Origin of the sequence: Natronorubrum sp. A-ect3 (assembly GCF_041821125.1) — an archaeon.
Lineage (GTDB): Archaea > Halobacteriota > Halobacteria > Halobacteriales > Natrialbaceae > Natronorubrum > Natronorubrum bangense.
Genome location: NZ_JBGUBB010000004.1, coordinates 54,294 through 69,583 on the forward strand (window position 1 = coordinate 54,294; position 15,290 = coordinate 69,583).

Genomic DNA, 15,290 nt, shown 5'->3' on the forward strand with positions numbered 1-15,290 from the left:
TGACGGATTGCGTGAGGGCTCTCCCGACGGGGACTCGCTACCGATTGTCGGTGCACAGAACAGTACGAATAACAGTAGATTCTGTACAATTGACTGCTATAGCACGTGGAAAAGAAAATATTGATGGGTTCTGGCTCCCGCGGTCTCGGTAGATGGAGATTATCGGCCATCGTGGCTGTGCAGCGCAGGTTCCGGAGAACACACTCCTCGCAATCCGCGAAGCCGCCCGCCGACTGCCCGCCGTCGAGGTGGACGTACGGCGCTGTGGATCGGGTGAACTGGTCGTCGTACACGACGAAACCTTAGCCCGCGTCGCCGACGACGACCGGCGAGTCGCGGAGACGCCGTGGTCCGAGCTTCGTGAGCTCACCGTCCTCGAGTCGGATGAGTCGATTCCGCGCCTCGAGGCGGTGTTGCGGGCCGTGCCGGACGACGTCACCGTCCAGCTCGAACTGAAAGAGCGAGAGATCGCGGCGGATACGTTGCAGTTGGCGATGGCGGCCGGCGCGGACGTCCGCGTCTCGTCGTTTCTCCCCGAGGCGATCGCGGAAATCGAGGCAGCCTGTCTCGACGTCCCGAACGGGCTACTCTTCGGCGAGGAGCCCGGGGCCAACCTCTCGCGAGCCCTCGAGTACGACTGCACGCACGTCTTTCCCCACTACGACCTCTGTGTCGAGACAGACATTGTTCACAACGCGCGCGAACACGATCTGAACGTCATCGCCTGGAAAGCCGCACGGACGGTCGACGACGTCCGCACCCTCGACGAACTCGGCGTCGACGGCGTCACTGCGGACCGCTGGGATATCGCCCCACCCGCGCTCGAGGCGACGGTCACGACACGGAGATAGTCACGAATCGCCGCCCGGACGCACAACTCGAGCACGGCAAGCGCCGCGTGTCCCGCCGGAGGCGTTCACATTCTCCCGGCTCGGAATTGGCCGCTGCTGATCGGCTGGCCCTGCAAAAATCAGTCGCTACTCTCTGAGTACACCCCACTTATCGCCACGCTGGAAGCGTCGGCGCGTCATCCGCCTGCATCGAAAGCCACGCCCCGTCGGCCGAGATGTCTGCGATGACGTATTCCGCACTCGAGTCACTCGAGTCGATCGAACCGACAACAGTGTCGGACGTCACGGTGTGGGGTTCTGCCACCATGTATGTTAGTGACACCCACCCATACATAAACTCATCGGATTATACGCCGAACTGAAATGAGTGGCGCACATCGTGGAGCCACCGTGAGAAGACTGCAGTATAGTAGCCACTGGAAATTACTCCACAGCTGATCGCACGGCAGCTGTTCGACCAGTGTGTGAGTCGTTTCAGTTGTTACTCTAACGATCATCGGCTCCGGACAACTGTCCGTTGAAACAACTGATTGGCGGACGGCCGTCGTGGGCGCACGAAACATTGGGTTTATACTTATTTTGGCCGTACCCTGAGGACATGAACGTAGCCGACGCGATGACGCCGCGCGAGGACGTGGTTACCGTCGAACTGCCGGGCACTCGCTCGGACGTCCTCGAGTATCTCCAAGAGCAGTCGTTCTCCTCCGTTCCGGTCATTAAACCGACCGACGACGGCCTGGAGTACCGAGGACTCGTCTCTCGAGACGCACTGATCGAACAGCCTGACGAGGACCAACTCGTCATGCTCATGGACGACGTGCCGACGACGACGGCCGAGACGTCGCTCGAGGACGTCGCGCGGACGATGGTCGAAAAAGGGGCGCGGCGCGTGCCAGTCGTCGACGGCGAGTTCGAGGGGATCGTGACGGTGACGGACGTGATTCACGCAATCGCGGCGGGCGACCAGGAGACTGATGGAGTCCTCGATGACTACGCGAGCGAGAACGTGAACACGACCTACGAAGGCGCACCGCTGCCGGTCGCCGAGCGCGAACTCTACTACGCGAACGTGCCCTACACCATCGCGCTGTCCGACGACGGACGGATGAGCGGCGTCCTCACTGAGGTCGATATCATCGACGTTGCCCGCATCGTCGAAGGCGAAGAGTCGACGGGCGACAACTTCCCGGATCAGGACTCGGAGTGGTCCTGGGAAGGCATCAAAGCCGTCGGCAGCCGCTATCTCCCGACGCGGGACATCGAGCTTCCGACCGGCCCCGTCAGCGACTTCATGACCGACGACGTGGTGACGGTCTCGGCTCAGACGTCCGTTCAGGAGGCCGCACAGCGCATGATCAGCAACGACATCGAACAGATCCCGATGCTCACCGGCGAACAGCTCGTCGGCATCGTCCGAGACATCGATCTGCTGGAGGCTTTGTATGAGTGAACACCAACAGGCGGATGCAGACGAATCGACAGCCGACCACACAAGCGAGAAGCTCGTCGAACTGGCCAAACGCCGCGGCTACTTCTTCCAGTCGTCGGGCTCCTACGGCAGCGTCGGCGGCTTCTATACGTTCGGGCCACAGGGTGCAGCGCTAAAGGGCAACGTCGAAGACGCCTGGCGTGACCGCTTTGCACTCGCTGAAGGCAACATGGAGATCGACGCGCCGACGATCATGCCCGAACCCGTCTTCGAAGCCTCGGGCCACCTCGATGGCTTCGACGACATGCTGATCGAGTGTCCCGAGTGTGGGACGAGCAGCCGCGCGGACCACCTCGTCGAGGACAACACGAAATACGAGGACGCAGAGAGCCTCCCCATTCCCGAGGTCGAGGAGGTCATCGCCGAGTACGAACTCGCCTGTCCCGAATGCGGTGCTGGCCTCGCTGATGTCGCCGTCGAGAACTTCAACCTCATGTTCGCGACCAACATCGGCCCCGGTGACTCCCAGCCGGGCTATCTGCGTCCCGAGACGGCACAGGGTATCTTCGTCGAGTTCCCCCGGCTCAAAGAGTACGCCCGCAACCAGCTCCCCTTCGGCGTCACCCAGATTGGCCGAGCCTACCGCAACGAGATCAGCCCACGGCGGTCGATCATCCGTACCCGTGAGTTCACCCAGGCCGAACTCGAGTACTTTATCGACCCAGAAGAAGACGAACCCGACCTCTCAGCGGTCGAAGACGTCGAGGTGACACTCTACCCGGCAACCGAACAGAACGACGAAGACGGCGACGAGATCGAGACGACGATCGGCGAGGCCGTCGACAACGACGTGATCGCCAGCCCGTGGGTCGCCTACTTCCTCGGCGTCGCCAAACCGTGGTACGACGCCGTCGGCGTCGACATGGATCGGTTCCGCTTTCGCCAGCATCTCTCGGGTGAACGCGCCCACTACGCGAGCGACTGCTGGGACGCCGAGAGCGAAATCGACGGCAACTGGATCGAGATGGCCGGCTTCGCCTACCGTGGCGACTACGACCTCTCGAAACACAGCGAACACTCCGGCGACCGCTTTACCGTCTTCAAGCAGTACGACGAACCGAAGACGGTCGAGCGCGCCACCGTCGACCCCGACATGAGCTACCTCGGCCCCGAGTTCGGCGGCGACGCAGGGGCCGTCGTGGAAGAACTCGAGTCCCTTGCGGGCCGCGACCGAGCGGCGTTCGAGGACGAGACGGTCGCGTTCGAACTCGAGGGTGAGACCCACGAGATCCCCGTCGAGAAAACTGGCTTCGCGGTCGAAGCACAGACCGAATCCGGCGAGCACATCATCCCACACGTCGTCGAACCCTCCTTCGGTGTGGATCGACTCGTCTACACCGTCCTCCACCACGCCTATCAGGAGGACGAGGTCGACGGCGAAGAGCGAACGTACCTCGAGCTCGAGCCCGAAGTTGCCCCGACGTTCGTCGGCGTCTTTCCGCTCCAGAACGACGCAGAACTCGAGTCCCAGGCCGACGACATCGTCGACGACCTGCGCGAGGCCGGCCTCTCAGTTACCTATGACGATTCGGGTAACATCGGCCGACGCTACCGTCGGCAGGACGAGGTCGGCACGCCGTTCTGTGTGACGGTCGACTACGAAACCGTCGAGGCCGACGAGACGACCGTCACGGTCCGCGAACGGGACTCGACCGACCAGACGCGCCTTCCTGTCGACGAACTCGCGGAGACGCTGGCGGCGATCCGCGACGGCGACCTCGAGTTCGAGGATCTGTAACGCCAGCACGACCGACACCGGTGCGGTTTCGGGGCGATTGTTTTATTTGCTGGCCACGTAGCGTGCGTTCAAATGGCCAGCGAGACCAACGCGGTAGATCACCGGGTACGCGCCGACGACGCTGTGCACAGCGCGTGGGATAACGAACTCGAGCCGGTGTGTACGGTCGAACCAGGCGATGTGGTTCGGTTCGAGTGCCGAGACGCCACGAACGGGCAACTCGGTCCCGATTCGACGGTCGCGGACCTCGCCACGCTCGACATCGATCCCGTCCACCCGCTGACCGGGCCGATCGCGATCGAGGGCGCACAGCCGGGCGACGTGCTCCAGGTCGACCTCCTCGAGATCGACCACGAGGGCTGGGGATGCACACTGGTGCTCCCGGGGGAGATGGAACTCGGCCTGCTGGCCGACGAGTTCCCGGAGCCGGCACTACACGTCTGGGACCTCGAGGATGATGTCGCCCACTTTGTCAATGGGATCGAGATTCCGATCGACCCGTTCCCCGGTGTGATCGGCGTTGCGCCCGCCGAAAACGGTGCACACAGCACGTTCCCACCCCGATCGGTCGGTGGGAACATGGATATCAAACAGCTCACGGCGGAATCGACACTCTACCTCCCCATTGAAGTTGATGGTGGGCTGTTCAGTATCGGCGACGGCCACGCTGCACAGGGCGACGGCGAGGTCTGTGGCACCGGCATCGAAGCACCACTCACTGTCACCTGCCGGTTCGACGTGCAATCGGGCCGATCGATCGACGGACCGCAGTTCGAAACTACGGGGCCGTTCACTTCGACTGGCCGAGACGAACCGATGTACGGAACAACGGGCATTGCAGACGACCTCATGGATGCAAGCCGGATGGCCATCCGGCACATGATCGATCACCTCCACGACGAGCGCGGCCTCACCCGAGCCGAGGCCTACATGCTGTGTTCTGTGGCCGTCGATCTGAAGCTCAACGAGGTCGTCAACGCCCCGAACTGGGCCGTTTCCGCCTATCTTCCGGAAAGTATCTTCCCGGAGCCGCGTCGTCGGTAGGCGGGGAAGACGTGACGAGCCACGTCGGCGGCGTGCCCCTCGAGCAGCCGCGACCGTTCCAGTTCATAACCTGTGTAACACATTTATCTGGTGGCGGCTTATCGGCTGTATGAACAACGATCGGCTCGAGGGGACCGTCAACAGTTCCAACGAACAGTGAAACGATGACGGAACCGCAATCAAGTGAGCGTGACGACAGAGCGACCGATCGACGGAATGCGACGCTCGCACACGCACCGCCCGAAGACCTCGCGCGGCGCATGTTCGACGTGAGTCCGATCAGTACCGTCGTCGTCGACACGACGGGAACGATCTCCTTCGGGAACAGGCGGGCAGCGCAGACGCTTGGCCTCACGTGTGACGTGCTTACCAGCGGCGCATGCAATATCGCCGACTGGAATCTCTTCCGGGACGACGGAACACCCATCTCCGTGGACGAAAACCCCGTCATGCGTGTCTTTGAAACCAGGGAGCCCGAGTATGGGTTCGAGCACTGGATCGAGCTACCGGACGGCTCCGAGCGATGGCTTTCGAGCAGTTCGTCACCCATCCTGGACAACGAGGGTACGGTCGAGTACGTCGTCGTCTCGTTCGAGGACGTGACTGCATTGAAACAGCGCGAAGAGCGGCTGACCAGCAATCACGTGCGCCTGCTCGAGTTCTGTACGAATCGGTCGGCGGTCCCGCCCACCCTCCGCGTCAACGGCGACGAAACGCGGATCGAGGTCGATTCCGTCGTCCCGCTGCCGGACGGGACGACCGTCCAGTACATGGGAACGGATGATCTCTCCGCGAGTGACTTCGTCACCGCCGTCGAAGAGGTGCCCCACTATCTCGACGCGCGGTTGCTCAGTTCGATCGATGGCTACAGCCGCATCGAAGCTCACGCCGAGTCGACGACGGTGTCCCACGTGTTTCCAACCCTTGGCGGCCGCGCCCGCGCCGTCATCATCACGCCAAAGGAGGTCAGATTCCTCGGCGAGCTGCCGGGTGACGTCGATCCACGGCTGGCCGCAGACGGGATTCGGGAGTTCCACCCCGAAGTCGAACTGGTGTCCGAGGAACTCGTCTACTCGCCACACCTCCTGTACGATGTCGTTGCCGACGCGCTCACCGATCGACAGCTCGCGGTGCTCGATTCGGCCTACTTCGGCGGCTACTTCGACACACCGCGGACCAGCACCGGCGACGAACTTGCAGACCGGTTCGGCGTCACGCGCCAGACTCTCAACCAGCACCTTCGCAAAGCCCAGCGAACCGTCTTCCGACACCTCTTCGAGAAGTCCGGCGCGGATGCACGCTGACTGGTCAGCGTTCCCTCTTAGTACAACGTCTCTTGTATTCAAGCCAATGACTGACACGACCCACTCTGATTCCAGCACAACGCACCCATTTGGCGAAGATTCCGTCGGCTACGATCCCACGACAGGGACGTTCCACGCACGGTTCGACGGTGATCCCAAGACGCTTGTCGTCACGATCGTCGAGGCTGTGGGCACCGTCACGAACTGCGATCCGGTGTCCATGCCGCCGCTGTTCGAGACGATCAACCCTGAAGCACTCACCAACCTCCTGATCTCGACTCGAGAGACGGATATCGAGGTGACGTTTGAGTATGAAGGCTGTCACGTGACCGCCTCGAGCCACGGCAGCATCGTCGTCGAACCGCTCGAGGAGTGACTGGGCCGAACAGGAGCGGCGGTTGACCACCGACACTGTCGGCTGAAACTGTTCATTAAATCTGGCGCCATCAACTGACACCAACTCGCCAACGGACAGCCGAGGGGATATCGGCGAACCGACGGACTCAAGGGATCTTCTTTCGAGGCTTCCCGTGATGGCCGACGAACTGAAACGACGATTGGTCCATGCGAGTGGCTCGGGACTGGTCGCACTCTATCTCCTCGCGAACTACTTCGATTTCGGACTGACGTGGGCGCGGTTCGGTGTCCTGATGGTCGTCCTCTCGCTGGGCGTGATCGGCCTCGAGTTCCTCCGGCTTCGCGTCGGCCTCGAGTGGGTGCTGTACGACAAACTCACTCGAGAGTACGAACAGGACCAGTTCGCCGGCTACGGCTACTACATGCTCAGTATGACGGTTGCCGTCCTTGTCTTTCCGCCCGAAATCGCGCTGCCGGCGATGTTGATGCTCGCACTCGGCGACCCGATCAGTGGGGCCGTCTCCGACGACAGCCTCCAGTTCATCAAAGGCCCGAAAGTGCTGGTCACGATGTTCGTCGTCTCAGCGATCATCGCCGCGCCGTTTCTCTACGAGACACCGCTGGCCGTCGTCGCGGCAGCGGTCGGCGCGACCGTCGCCGACGGCATCAAGCTCCGTATCGGGGACTACATCGTCGATGACAACCTGACGATCCCCATTTATGCCGGGGTGCTGGCCTGGCTCGCGCTCGAGTTCTTGTAAGACGTTAGCCGTTCAGCCGCCAGAGTTCGTAATTGAGCACTGCAGCGAACGTCACCCACGCCAGATACGGCACGAGCAGCGCCGCCCCACGGCGATCGACGCGGGCGAAAGCGGCGATCGTGGCGACGATTCCCAGCCAGAGGACGACGATGATCCCGAACGCACCACCCAGTGCCTCGAGCGTGAAGAACGCGGGCGTCCATACGACGTTGAACAGCATCTGGACCGCGAACAGCCCGAGTGCGAGGCGGCGACCGGGGGCGTCGCTGCGCCAGACCAGCCACAGCGCGATGCCGAGCAGTGTAAAGAGCGCCGTCCAGACGACCGGAAACGCGATCTCGGGTGGGTAAAACCACGGCTTCTCGAGGCTCCGAAACCACGCGCTGTCGGGCGACGAAAGGATGCCGGGGAGCCCGCCGATCACGTTGACGGCCACGACGAACACCGCGGCTCGAACGAGCGCATCGCGGTCTGGAAGTGCTCCTGGCAAGCGAGCGAAGTCGGTGGCCATACTGGAACGGACGATTCGAGTGGAGAAAGGATTACTGCCGGCGACAGGAACAGCTATACTGTTCGCTCAACGTCACGTGAATAGATGCGTCCCTCCGCACAGTCTCCCCTCCTCGAGTCGGGCCATCGGTTCCGACGCGCTCTCGAACGGCGTGTTCGAATCGACACCCGAACGCTGGCTGTCTTTCGGGTCCTCGTCGGCGTGCTCATCGTCGCTGATCTGTTTCTCCGTGCGCGGAACTTCTCGTACTTTTATACCGACGACGGCGTCGTTCCGCGCTCGCTTGCACGGGAGTTTACTGCAGAGTATGCACTCTCAGTCTACCATCTGACGACAAGTTCGACGGTCATCGCGGCCCTATTCATCCTCCAGGGGCTGATCGCGCTCCAGTTGATCGTCGGCTACAAGACACGAGTGGCGACCGTGCTCTCGTTTCTGTTCGTCGTCTCGCTGGATCACCACAACCCGTTCGTGTTGAGCTACGCCGACACGCTGTTTCGACTCCTGCTGTTCTGGGCGATCTTCCTCCCGCTTGGCGAGCGCTGGTCCGTCGACGCCGTCCATGCTGGCCACAACCCTCGGCCATACGTCGCAAACGTCGCCTCTGCACTGATTCTGGGGCAGATGGTCTTCATGTACTTCTCGAACGGGCTGATCAAATCCCAGTCCGCCGTCTGGACCGGCGGCGACGCAGCCCCGCTGGTGTTTGGTCTCGACGAGATGACGTTCCTACTCGGCGATATCGTCCGCGGGTTTCCGACGCTGCTCGAGTACGGTGGCCTCCTCTGGTTCTACATGCTCGTCGGCTCGTGGCTTCTGCTCGCCTTGCGTGGGCGACCACGGATGCTGCTGGTCGGACTGTTCGTCGGCGGCCATCTGGCCTTCGCGCTCACGGTTCGAATCGGTGCGTTTCCGTACGTTGCACTCGCTGGCGTCTTGCTGTTCTTACAGGGGCAGTTCTGGACAGATGCGAACACAGTGACGAGACGAGTCGGGCTCGACAGGTGGCTGGCCACTCGAGTGTCGAGCCTCGGCGTGTATGCAGCGCGATTCCCGACCTATCGGCTGGGCGGCGAGCGTGTGAGAAGCGTTCGAGCATACGCACACACTGCCGGCCTCGGGATCATCGTCGTCACCATCCTGTTCGTAATGGGGCTCTTGCTGTTCAGTTTGGCCCCGATCGCACTCGATAGCGACAGTGAGCGCTCGATGGAAGAACGGGTCGACAGCGCAATCGAGGAGACGATGGACGAGCGAACTGGGGTGACACAGGTCGAGCTGGTCGCCTCGAGTATCGGGATCGACCAACCGATGGGCTGGGGCGTCTTCGCCGGACCCGATCCACGGACGACGGATCGCTACTACGTCTTCCCAGCCGAAACCGAAGACGGCGAACTCGTCGATGCCTACAACGAGCGGCCGGTGACTTACGAGCGACCCCACGACGAGTTACAGAACCAGTACGACACGTATCGAGAGCGCTTCTACATGAACAGCGTTCGCCGCGGCGGATTCCACAACGACGTTCCGGTCTTGCTGGCCGACCATCTCTGTGCACAGTGGGCCGACGAGCACGGCGAAGAACTCGTCGCCATCAACATGTATCTAGTCAGTGAGGAGATCACACACGAGACGGTCGACGACCCGTCGAACCGAGAGCGAACGTATACGGAACTATACCGACACGGCTGTGACGACACCGAGCCGACAGTGCTCGCGCCGCCGCCGTAATCGACAGCACCGGTCGAATCCGACACCATGGGCTAGCACAGTTTCACTTTCACCGCGGTACGAGAACCCTTATTCACGACGACGGTGAACCACTGGCAATGGCAGCACAGGACGAGGAACCGCCCTCGATCGAGCATCCGCTCCTCGAGCCGAACTTCCTCGAGCGTCGACTCTACCAGCTGAAACTCGCCGGCACCGCGGCGAACGACCACACGCTCGTTTGTCTCCCCACCGGGCTCGGCAAAACCACCGTCAGTCTGCTCGTTACCGCCCGCAGACTCGACGAAGTGGGTGGAACGTCGCTGATGCTCGCGCCGACGAAACCGCTCGTCCAGCAACACGCCGACTTTTATCGCGAAGCACTCCAGATCCCCAACGAGGAGATCGTCGTCTTCACCGGCGACGTCAGCCCGGATGACCGCGCCGAACTGTGGACCGATGCAACGGTCGTGATGGCCACTCCACAAGTGATCGAAAACGACCTCGTCGGCAGCCGGATCTCGCTGGCCGACGTCTCTCACATCACCTTCGACGAGTGCCACCGCGCAACCGGCGACTACGCCTACAACTACATCGCCGAACGCTATCACGGAGACGCCACTCAGCCGCTTGTGACGGGCATGAGTGCCTCGCCCGGCGGCGACGAGGAAGCCATCCTCGAGGTCTGTGAAAACCTCGGCATCCAGGAGGTCGAGGTGATGACTGAAGACGACGCCGACGTCTCGAAGTTTACCCACAACACCGACGTCGAGTGGGAGCGCATCGACCTCCCCGATGAGGTCCTCGAGATCCGGGATACACTGAACGACGTGATCAAAGACCGCCTCGAAAAGCTCAAAGAGTTGGGTGTCGCGAGTTCGACCCAACCAGATCAGTCGCAGAAGGATCTGAACCGGATGCGCGCGGAACTCCAGGGGCTGATCAACAACGACCAGTCGAAGGGGTTCAAAGGGATGTCCATCCACGCGGAGGTGATGAAGCTCCGCCAGGCAGTCACGCTCGTCGAAACCCAGAGCGTCGAGGCAGTCTGTCGGTACTTCGACCGCCAGCGCAATCAGGCCCGCTCATCGGGCGCGTCGAAGGCCAGCCAACGGATGGTCTCCGACCCGCGCGTCCGTGAGGCGATGCGGAAAGCGGAGTCGTTCGACCAACTGCATCCCAAATACCGCAAGACGCGAATGCTGCTGGCCGAGACGCTGGGGCTCGAGGGCGGCGAACGCGTCATCATCTTCACGGAGTCTCGCGACACTGCAGAAGCGCTGACGGAGTTTTTGAGCGAGAGCTTCGACGCCAAGCGGTTCGTCGGGCAAGGCGACCGCGAGGGGTCCGATGGAATGACCCAGAAGCAACAACAGGCGGTGCTCGATGACTTCCGTGCAGGGGAGTTCGAAGTGCTAGTCTCGACGTCGGTCGCCGAGGAGGGACTCGATGTCCCCGAGGTCGATCTCGTCCTCTTTTATGAACCCGTCCCGACGGCGATCCGGTCGATCCAGCGCAAGGGACGAACGGGCCGCCAGTCCGAGGGCCGCGTCGTCGTGCTCATGGCCGAGGACACCCGCGATGAGGCCTACTTCTGGATCTCCCAGCGTCGCGAAAAGGAGATGGAGTCCGAACTGCGCGACCTGAAAGGGGTCGCTGACGACCTCGAGAAAGAACTCGACGACTCCCAGCAGGCGCTGACGGACTTCGACGGCGAGAGCGAAGTGAAAGTAGCTGGTAACGGGGGCAACCCCGACGCAGTCGGCGACTGTTCCAGTGGAACCGAAGGGGTTGGGACACAGCCCGGACTGACGGATTTCGCGGGAGAAACAGCGGGCGAGAACGACGACGATGACGACGGCAAGGCAGTCGAGACCCACGAGCCCCACGCCGAGGGCGACCTGATCGAGATCGTCGCCGACCAGCGCGAGATGGACGCCACTATCGCACGCGAGCTCTCAAAGCGAGAACAGATCGAGATCCGCCTCGAGACGCTCGACGTGGGCGACTACGTCCTGTCGGATCGGGTCGTCGTCGAGCGCAAATCCGTCGCCGACTTCGTCGACTCGTTGGTCGACGGCGACCGATCGGTCTTCGAGCAGGTCGGCGCGATGGCCAGACACTACTCGCGACCGATCGTGGTCGTCGAGGGAGATGGCCTCTACGAACAGCGAGACATCCACCCGAACGCGATTCGGGGCGCGCTCTCGAGTCTCGCCGTCGATTTCGGTGCGAGCGTGCTCCGGACCGAGGGCGAAGACGAGACGAAAGAACTGCTCGCCGTGATCGCAGGCCGAGAACAGGAGACGGCCAACCGCGAGGTGTCGGTCCACGGCGAGAAACAGTCCAAGACGATCGGCGAACAACAGGAGTACGTCGTCTCCTCGATTGCCGAAATCGGCCCCGTCACGGCCCGGTCGCTGCTCGAGGAGTTCGGAACCGTCGAGGCGGTGATGATCGCCAGCGAAGACGAGCTACAGGCCGCCGACGGCGTCGGAAACGTAACAGCCGAACGGATGCGAGAGGTTATTGGGAGCGACTACACCGGCTGAGTCGGCGATGGAGTCTCGAGACGTTCACCGGAGCGTCTCGAGCGTCTCGCTTGCCTCGCGAGCAGCCTCGAGGCACTCTTTGGCGTATCGAGGGTCGTCGGTGGCGGCCGCCTCGGCCGCGAACTTCTCTAAGGCCTGCACGAGCGAGGCGTGGGCGGCCTCGAGGTCGTCGCTGGCAGACGGGGAGGTGGCTGGCGGGCGGCGTGCGGATCGCATGTCACCCGTCGCGGGCGTTGCAGTGTTCCGGTCCGGCGAGTCAGCCTGTGGCTGGGTCTCGGCGGGCGATGGGTCCTCGGCTCGGCCCGCGGCGTCGGTCGTCGCGTCGGCATTTGAGGACGAGTCAGTCGCTCGAGTGTGGCGTTCGTTCGCCGTCGTCTCGGCGGGTCGTTGTGGCTGGTCGTCGCCATTGCGGTCGCTAGCAGCTGCTTCGTCATCCGCGACACCGGACTCAGCTGTCGGTTCGCGGTCTTCGCTGTGGGCAGGCAGTTCCGTGGCCGCCGGTTGGTCGTCGGTCTCCTCGGCCGGCTGGGCCTCGAGGTCGGTTCCCCGAACGGCGTCGGGGTTGCCGTGACAGCTCGGACAGAAGGTGGTGTCGTCCTGCTGGAAGAGTGGATCGCCACAGGTGCCACAGTGGGAGTTCGTCATCGTCGCGCCCTTGAGCAGTAGGTCGCTCATCCGCTGGGTCGCCTGCCGCTCCTGTTTGTCGCGTTCGTACTTCTCCCGAAGTTTCTCGCGCTCGGCTTCCTTATCGAAGTCGCTCATACCCATCTAGACGCTGTGGAACGTCGAAAAAGCTGCGAAGTCGACAGTGGTCAAGCGAGGACGACAGGAGGCGATCGCGGGCCGATCAAATCGACGGTGTGTTGGAGGAACTCAGGCATCGATGTGCCCGAGTGTCCGTCCATCCGGGCCGGAGAGGGTGATCGTCGCGGAACGAGGGACGAACGCGCGGGGCCGTTCGAACCCCTGAACAAAGGTGTACTCGAGTCTGTCGGCGTCGGCGGACAGCCCGCGCAGCCCCGATCGCTCCGGCCCACCCGGACCGAAGCCGATCGACGCCGCCGTGTCGGCCGGCCGGCCGAGCTGGACGACCAGCAGGACGTTTCGCTCCCAGTCGGTGTCGGTGATCGCCTTGGCCGCCGGCAGGTCGGCCGTAGCGGAGACCTCGTCAGTCGCGTCCGCGTCCCGGTAGATCGCGCCGACACCGACGCCGTCGGCTGGATCGCGATCGCCGAGTCTGATTTCACCGGGACGATGGAGAGAGCCGACGCCGCTGGACCACGTCATTCGGTCGACGGTGTCGAGACAGCCGGCGGTGACGCCGAGGGCGACGACGCTTCCGCTGCGGAGGAGGGCTCTGCGGTGCACGCGAGACCTGTTTCGGGCGAAGTGTCAAAAAGATCATGGCTCTCCAACGGCGGCCTCGACGGCGTCGACGGCTGCCTCGGGCGTTGTAACGCTCTCGAGGACGTCCTCGAGAGCCGGAACGTCGTGAGTCTCGAGGCCGACGACGGGCCGGTCGTAGATTCCGGCGAAACCCAACTCCGAGAGCGTCCCGACGCCGCCGGCGAGCGCGATGACCGCGTCGCCGTTCAGCGGGACGAGCGCATTTCGGGCGTGGCCCAGCCCGGTCGCGATGGGGATGTCGACGTACTCGTTTGCCTGCTCGCGGCGCTCGCTGGGCAGGATGCCGATCGTCGTGCCGCCTTTCGTTTTGGCTCCGCGACAGACGGCTTCCATCGTCCCGCCACGACCGCCACAGACGACCGTATGGCCTCGAGTCGCGAGTTCGCGGCCGACAGCCTCGGCGCGGGCTGCCTGCTCATCGGTGATCTCGCCGCCGCCGATAACGCTGACACGCATGGTCGAGTGCCCGCAGGCAACGATCATGATCGGTTCGGTCTCGAGCCGGCGAGACGTTCTCGAGGACGCCGGATGCGATAGCCGGTGGTTCGGCAGCTGTCGAAAACGGCATCGTCAAGTCGTGCGAACGAGTGTCATTCCGACGGATTTAACGCGGAGGACGGGTGAGGTTTACGTGGTATGACGAAAGTTAGCGTGGTCGGCGCGGCTGGAACGGTCGGAGCCGCTGCGGGCTACAACATCGCGCTTCGGGACATCGCGGATGAACTCGTCTTCGTCGACATTCCGGACCAGGAAGACACGACGATCGGGCAGGCTGCAGACGCCAACCACGGCGCGGCCTACGACTCGAACACGACGATCCGGCAAGGTGGCTACGAGGCGACCGAGGGGTCGGACGTCGTCGTCATCACGGCTGGCATCCCACGCCAGCCGGGCCAGACCCGAATCGATCTGGCTGGCGACAACGCCCCGATCATGGAGGATATCGGCTCCTCGCTGGCCGAGTACAACGACGACTTCGTGACGGTGACGACGTCGAACCCCGTCGACCTGCTCAATCGCCACCTCTACGAGGCGGGCGATCGAGCACGTGAGAAAGTAATCGGTTTCGGTGGCCGACTCGACTCCGCGCGTTTCCGGTACGTCATCTCCCAGCGCTACGATGCACCCGTCCAGAACGTCGAGGCGACCATCCTCGGCGAACACGGCGACGCCCAGGTCCCCGTCTTCTCGAAGGTCCGCGTCGACGGCCGGGACCTCGAGTTCACCGACGAAATAAAAGACGAACTGCTCGAGGAACTCCAGGCCTCCGCGATGAACGTCATCGAGAAGAAAGGCGCAACGGAGTGGGGCCCGGCGACCGGTGTCGGCCACATGGTCGAGGCCATTCTGCGAGATACGGGCGAAGTACTCCCCGGCAGTATCGTCCTCGACGGCGAGTACGGCCACGAGGATACCGCCTTCGGCGTCCCCGTCAAGCTGGGCTCGAACGGCGTCGAGGAGGTCGTCGAGTGGGACCTCACCGAGTTCGAACGCAACCAGCTCGGCGAGGCCGCAGAGAAGCTCTCCGACCAGTACGACAAAATCGCGTAAGCGATCAACGCCACG

15 protein-coding genes are annotated in these 15,290 nt (G+C 63.0%); 10 read left to right on the plus strand and 5 right to left on the minus strand.

Features of this window, described 5'->3' with window-relative positions; genetic code table 11:
- Positions 1-152: 152 nt before the first annotated feature.
- Positions 153-851 carry a glycerophosphodiester phosphodiesterase gene (locus tag ACERJA_RS14205; protein WP_373608920.1) on the plus strand — a complete coding sequence of 233 codons (699 nt, stop codon included), beginning with the start codon at positions 153-155 and terminating at the stop codon, positions 849-851.
- 148 nt (positions 852-999) lie between these two features.
- Here the strand turns inward: ACERJA_RS14205 and ACERJA_RS14210 are convergent, their stop codons facing one another.
- On the minus strand, positions 1,000-1,158 hold the full coding sequence (locus ACERJA_RS14210) for a hypothetical protein (RefSeq protein WP_006065432.1): 159 nt from the start codon (positions 1,156-1,158) through the stop codon (positions 1,000-1,002).
- A 291-nt stretch (positions 1,159-1,449) separates the two neighbouring features.
- Between ACERJA_RS14210 and ACERJA_RS14215 the strand changes: the two genes are divergently transcribed.
- From ACERJA_RS14215 to ACERJA_RS14240, 6 genes are all read left to right on the plus strand, one after another.
- Complete coding sequence (locus ACERJA_RS14215) at positions 1,450-2,301, plus strand: CBS domain-containing protein (protein WP_373608921.1); 852 nt, start codon at positions 1,450-1,452, stop codon at positions 2,299-2,301.
- Positions 2,294-4,078, plus strand: a complete 1,785-nt coding sequence (gene glyS, locus ACERJA_RS14220; RefSeq protein ID WP_373608922.1) for a glycine--tRNA ligase — start codon at positions 2,294-2,296, stop codon at positions 4,076-4,078. Before ACERJA_RS14215 ends, glyS begins: the two co-directional genes overlap by 8 nt.
- A 72-nt stretch (positions 4,079-4,150) precedes the next feature.
- Complete coding sequence (locus ACERJA_RS14225; RefSeq protein ID WP_373608923.1) at positions 4,151-5,122, plus strand: acetamidase/formamidase family protein; 972 nt, start codon at positions 4,151-4,153, stop codon at positions 5,120-5,122.
- A gap of 164 nt (positions 5,123-5,286) precedes the next feature.
- Positions 5,287-6,426 carry a bacterio-opsin activator domain-containing protein gene (locus ACERJA_RS14230; protein ID WP_373608924.1) on the plus strand — a complete coding sequence of 380 codons (1,140 nt, stop codon included), beginning with the start codon at positions 5,287-5,289 and terminating at the stop codon, positions 6,424-6,426.
- A gap of 46 nt (positions 6,427-6,472) precedes the next feature.
- Complete coding sequence (locus ACERJA_RS14235) at positions 6,473-6,802, plus strand: HalOD1 output domain-containing protein (protein WP_373608925.1); 330 nt, start codon at positions 6,473-6,475, stop codon at positions 6,800-6,802.
- Positions 6,803-6,959: 157 nt separating this feature from the next.
- Positions 6,960-7,544, plus strand: coding sequence for a dolichol kinase (locus ACERJA_RS14240; RefSeq protein ID WP_373608926.1), 585 nt, complete (start codon positions 6,960-6,962; stop codon positions 7,542-7,544).
- Positions 7,545-7,548: 4 nt separating this feature from the next.
- On the opposite strand, the gene ACERJA_RS14245 is transcribed toward ACERJA_RS14240, so the two are convergent.
- Positions 7,549-8,055: a TspO/MBR family protein gene (locus ACERJA_RS14245; protein WP_373608927.1), complete on the minus strand. Its 507-nt coding sequence runs from the start codon at positions 8,053-8,055 to the stop codon at positions 7,549-7,551.
- An 84-nt stretch (positions 8,056-8,139) separates the two neighbouring features.
- On the opposite strand from ACERJA_RS14245, the gene ACERJA_RS14250 reads away from it, so the two are divergent.
- Complete coding sequence (locus ACERJA_RS14250; protein WP_373608928.1) at positions 8,140-9,786, plus strand: HTTM domain-containing protein; 1,647 nt, start codon at positions 8,140-8,142, stop codon at positions 9,784-9,786.
- Positions 9,787-9,884: 98 nt separating this feature from the next.
- Positions 9,885-12,317, plus strand: coding sequence for a DEAD/DEAH box helicase (locus tag ACERJA_RS14255; protein ID WP_373608929.1), 2,433 nt, complete (start codon positions 9,885-9,887; stop codon positions 12,315-12,317).
- 24 nt (positions 12,318-12,341) lie between these two features.
- Here ACERJA_RS14255 and ACERJA_RS14260 read toward each other — a convergent pair whose 3' ends face one another.
- The 3 genes from ACERJA_RS14260 to ACERJA_RS14270 form a co-directional block, all read right to left on the minus strand.
- Positions 12,342-13,079 carry an Sjogren's syndrome/scleroderma autoantigen 1 family protein gene (locus ACERJA_RS14260; protein ID WP_373608930.1) on the minus strand — a complete coding sequence of 246 codons (738 nt, stop codon included), beginning with the start codon at positions 13,077-13,079 and terminating at the stop codon, positions 12,342-12,344.
- A 111-nt stretch (positions 13,080-13,190) separates the two neighbouring features.
- The gene (locus tag ACERJA_RS14265) at positions 13,191-13,685 is read right to left on the minus strand and encodes a hypothetical protein (RefSeq protein WP_373608931.1); all 495 of its coding nucleotides are present in this window, start codon (positions 13,683-13,685) and stop codon (positions 13,191-13,193) included.
- Between the two features lie 33 nt (positions 13,686-13,718).
- A complete protein-coding gene (locus ACERJA_RS14270) occupies positions 13,719-14,180 on the minus strand; it encodes a TIGR00725 family protein (protein ID WP_373608932.1) in 462 nt (153 codons plus the stop codon).
- A 180-nt stretch (positions 14,181-14,360) separates the two neighbouring features.
- On the opposite strand from ACERJA_RS14270, the gene mdh reads away from it, so the two are divergent.
- Entirely contained in the window at positions 14,361-15,275 is a 915-nt protein-coding gene (mdh, locus tag ACERJA_RS14275) for a malate dehydrogenase (protein ID WP_373608933.1), read from the plus strand.
- Positions 15,276-15,290: the final 15 nt, after the last annotated feature.

Bases quoted from the DNA above. Each gene is read 5' to 3' on its own strand.
- ACERJA_RS14260 (WP_373608930.1), bottom strand. From the start codon at position 13,079: ATGAGCGACTTCGATAAGGAAGCCGAGCGCGAGAAACTTCGGGAGAAG.
- ACERJA_RS14255 (WP_373608929.1), top strand. From the start codon at position 9,885: ATGGCAGCACAGGACGAGGAACCGCCCTCGATCGAGCATCCGCTCCTC.
- ACERJA_RS14230 (WP_373608924.1), top strand. From the start codon at position 5,287: ATGACGGAACCGCAATCAAGTGAGCGTGACGACAGAGCGACCGATCGA.
- ACERJA_RS14210 (WP_006065432.1), bottom strand. From the start codon at position 1,158: ATGGTGGCAGAACCCCACACCGTGACGTCCGACACTGTTGTCGGTTCG.
- ACERJA_RS14215 (WP_373608921.1), top strand. From the start codon at position 1,450: ATGAACGTAGCCGACGCGATGACGCCGCGCGAGGACGTGGTTACCGTC.
- ACERJA_RS14240 (WP_373608926.1), top strand. From the start codon at position 6,960: ATGGCCGACGAACTGAAACGACGATTGGTCCATGCGAGTGGCTCGGGA.
- mdh (WP_373608933.1), top strand. From the start codon at position 14,361: ATGACGAAAGTTAGCGTGGTCGGCGCGGCTGGAACGGTCGGAGCCGCT.
- ACERJA_RS14270 (WP_373608932.1), bottom strand. From the start codon at position 14,180: ATGCGTGTCAGCGTTATCGGCGGCGGCGAGATCACCGATGAGCAGGCA.
- ACERJA_RS14245 (WP_373608927.1), bottom strand. From the start codon at position 8,055: ATGGCCACCGACTTCGCTCGCTTGCCAGGAGCACTTCCAGACCGCGAT.
- glyS (WP_373608922.1), top strand. From the start codon at position 2,294: ATGAGTGAACACCAACAGGCGGATGCAGACGAATCGACAGCCGACCAC.
- ACERJA_RS14225 (WP_373608923.1), top strand. From the start codon at position 4,151: ATGGCCAGCGAGACCAACGCGGTAGATCACCGGGTACGCGCCGACGAC.
- ACERJA_RS14205 (WP_373608920.1), top strand. From the start codon at position 153: ATGGAGATTATCGGCCATCGTGGCTGTGCAGCGCAGGTTCCGGAGAAC.
- ACERJA_RS14235 (WP_373608925.1), top strand. From the start codon at position 6,473: ATGACTGACACGACCCACTCTGATTCCAGCACAACGCACCCATTTGGC.
- ACERJA_RS14250 (WP_373608928.1), top strand. From the start codon at position 8,140: ATGCGTCCCTCCGCACAGTCTCCCCTCCTCGAGTCGGGCCATCGGTTC.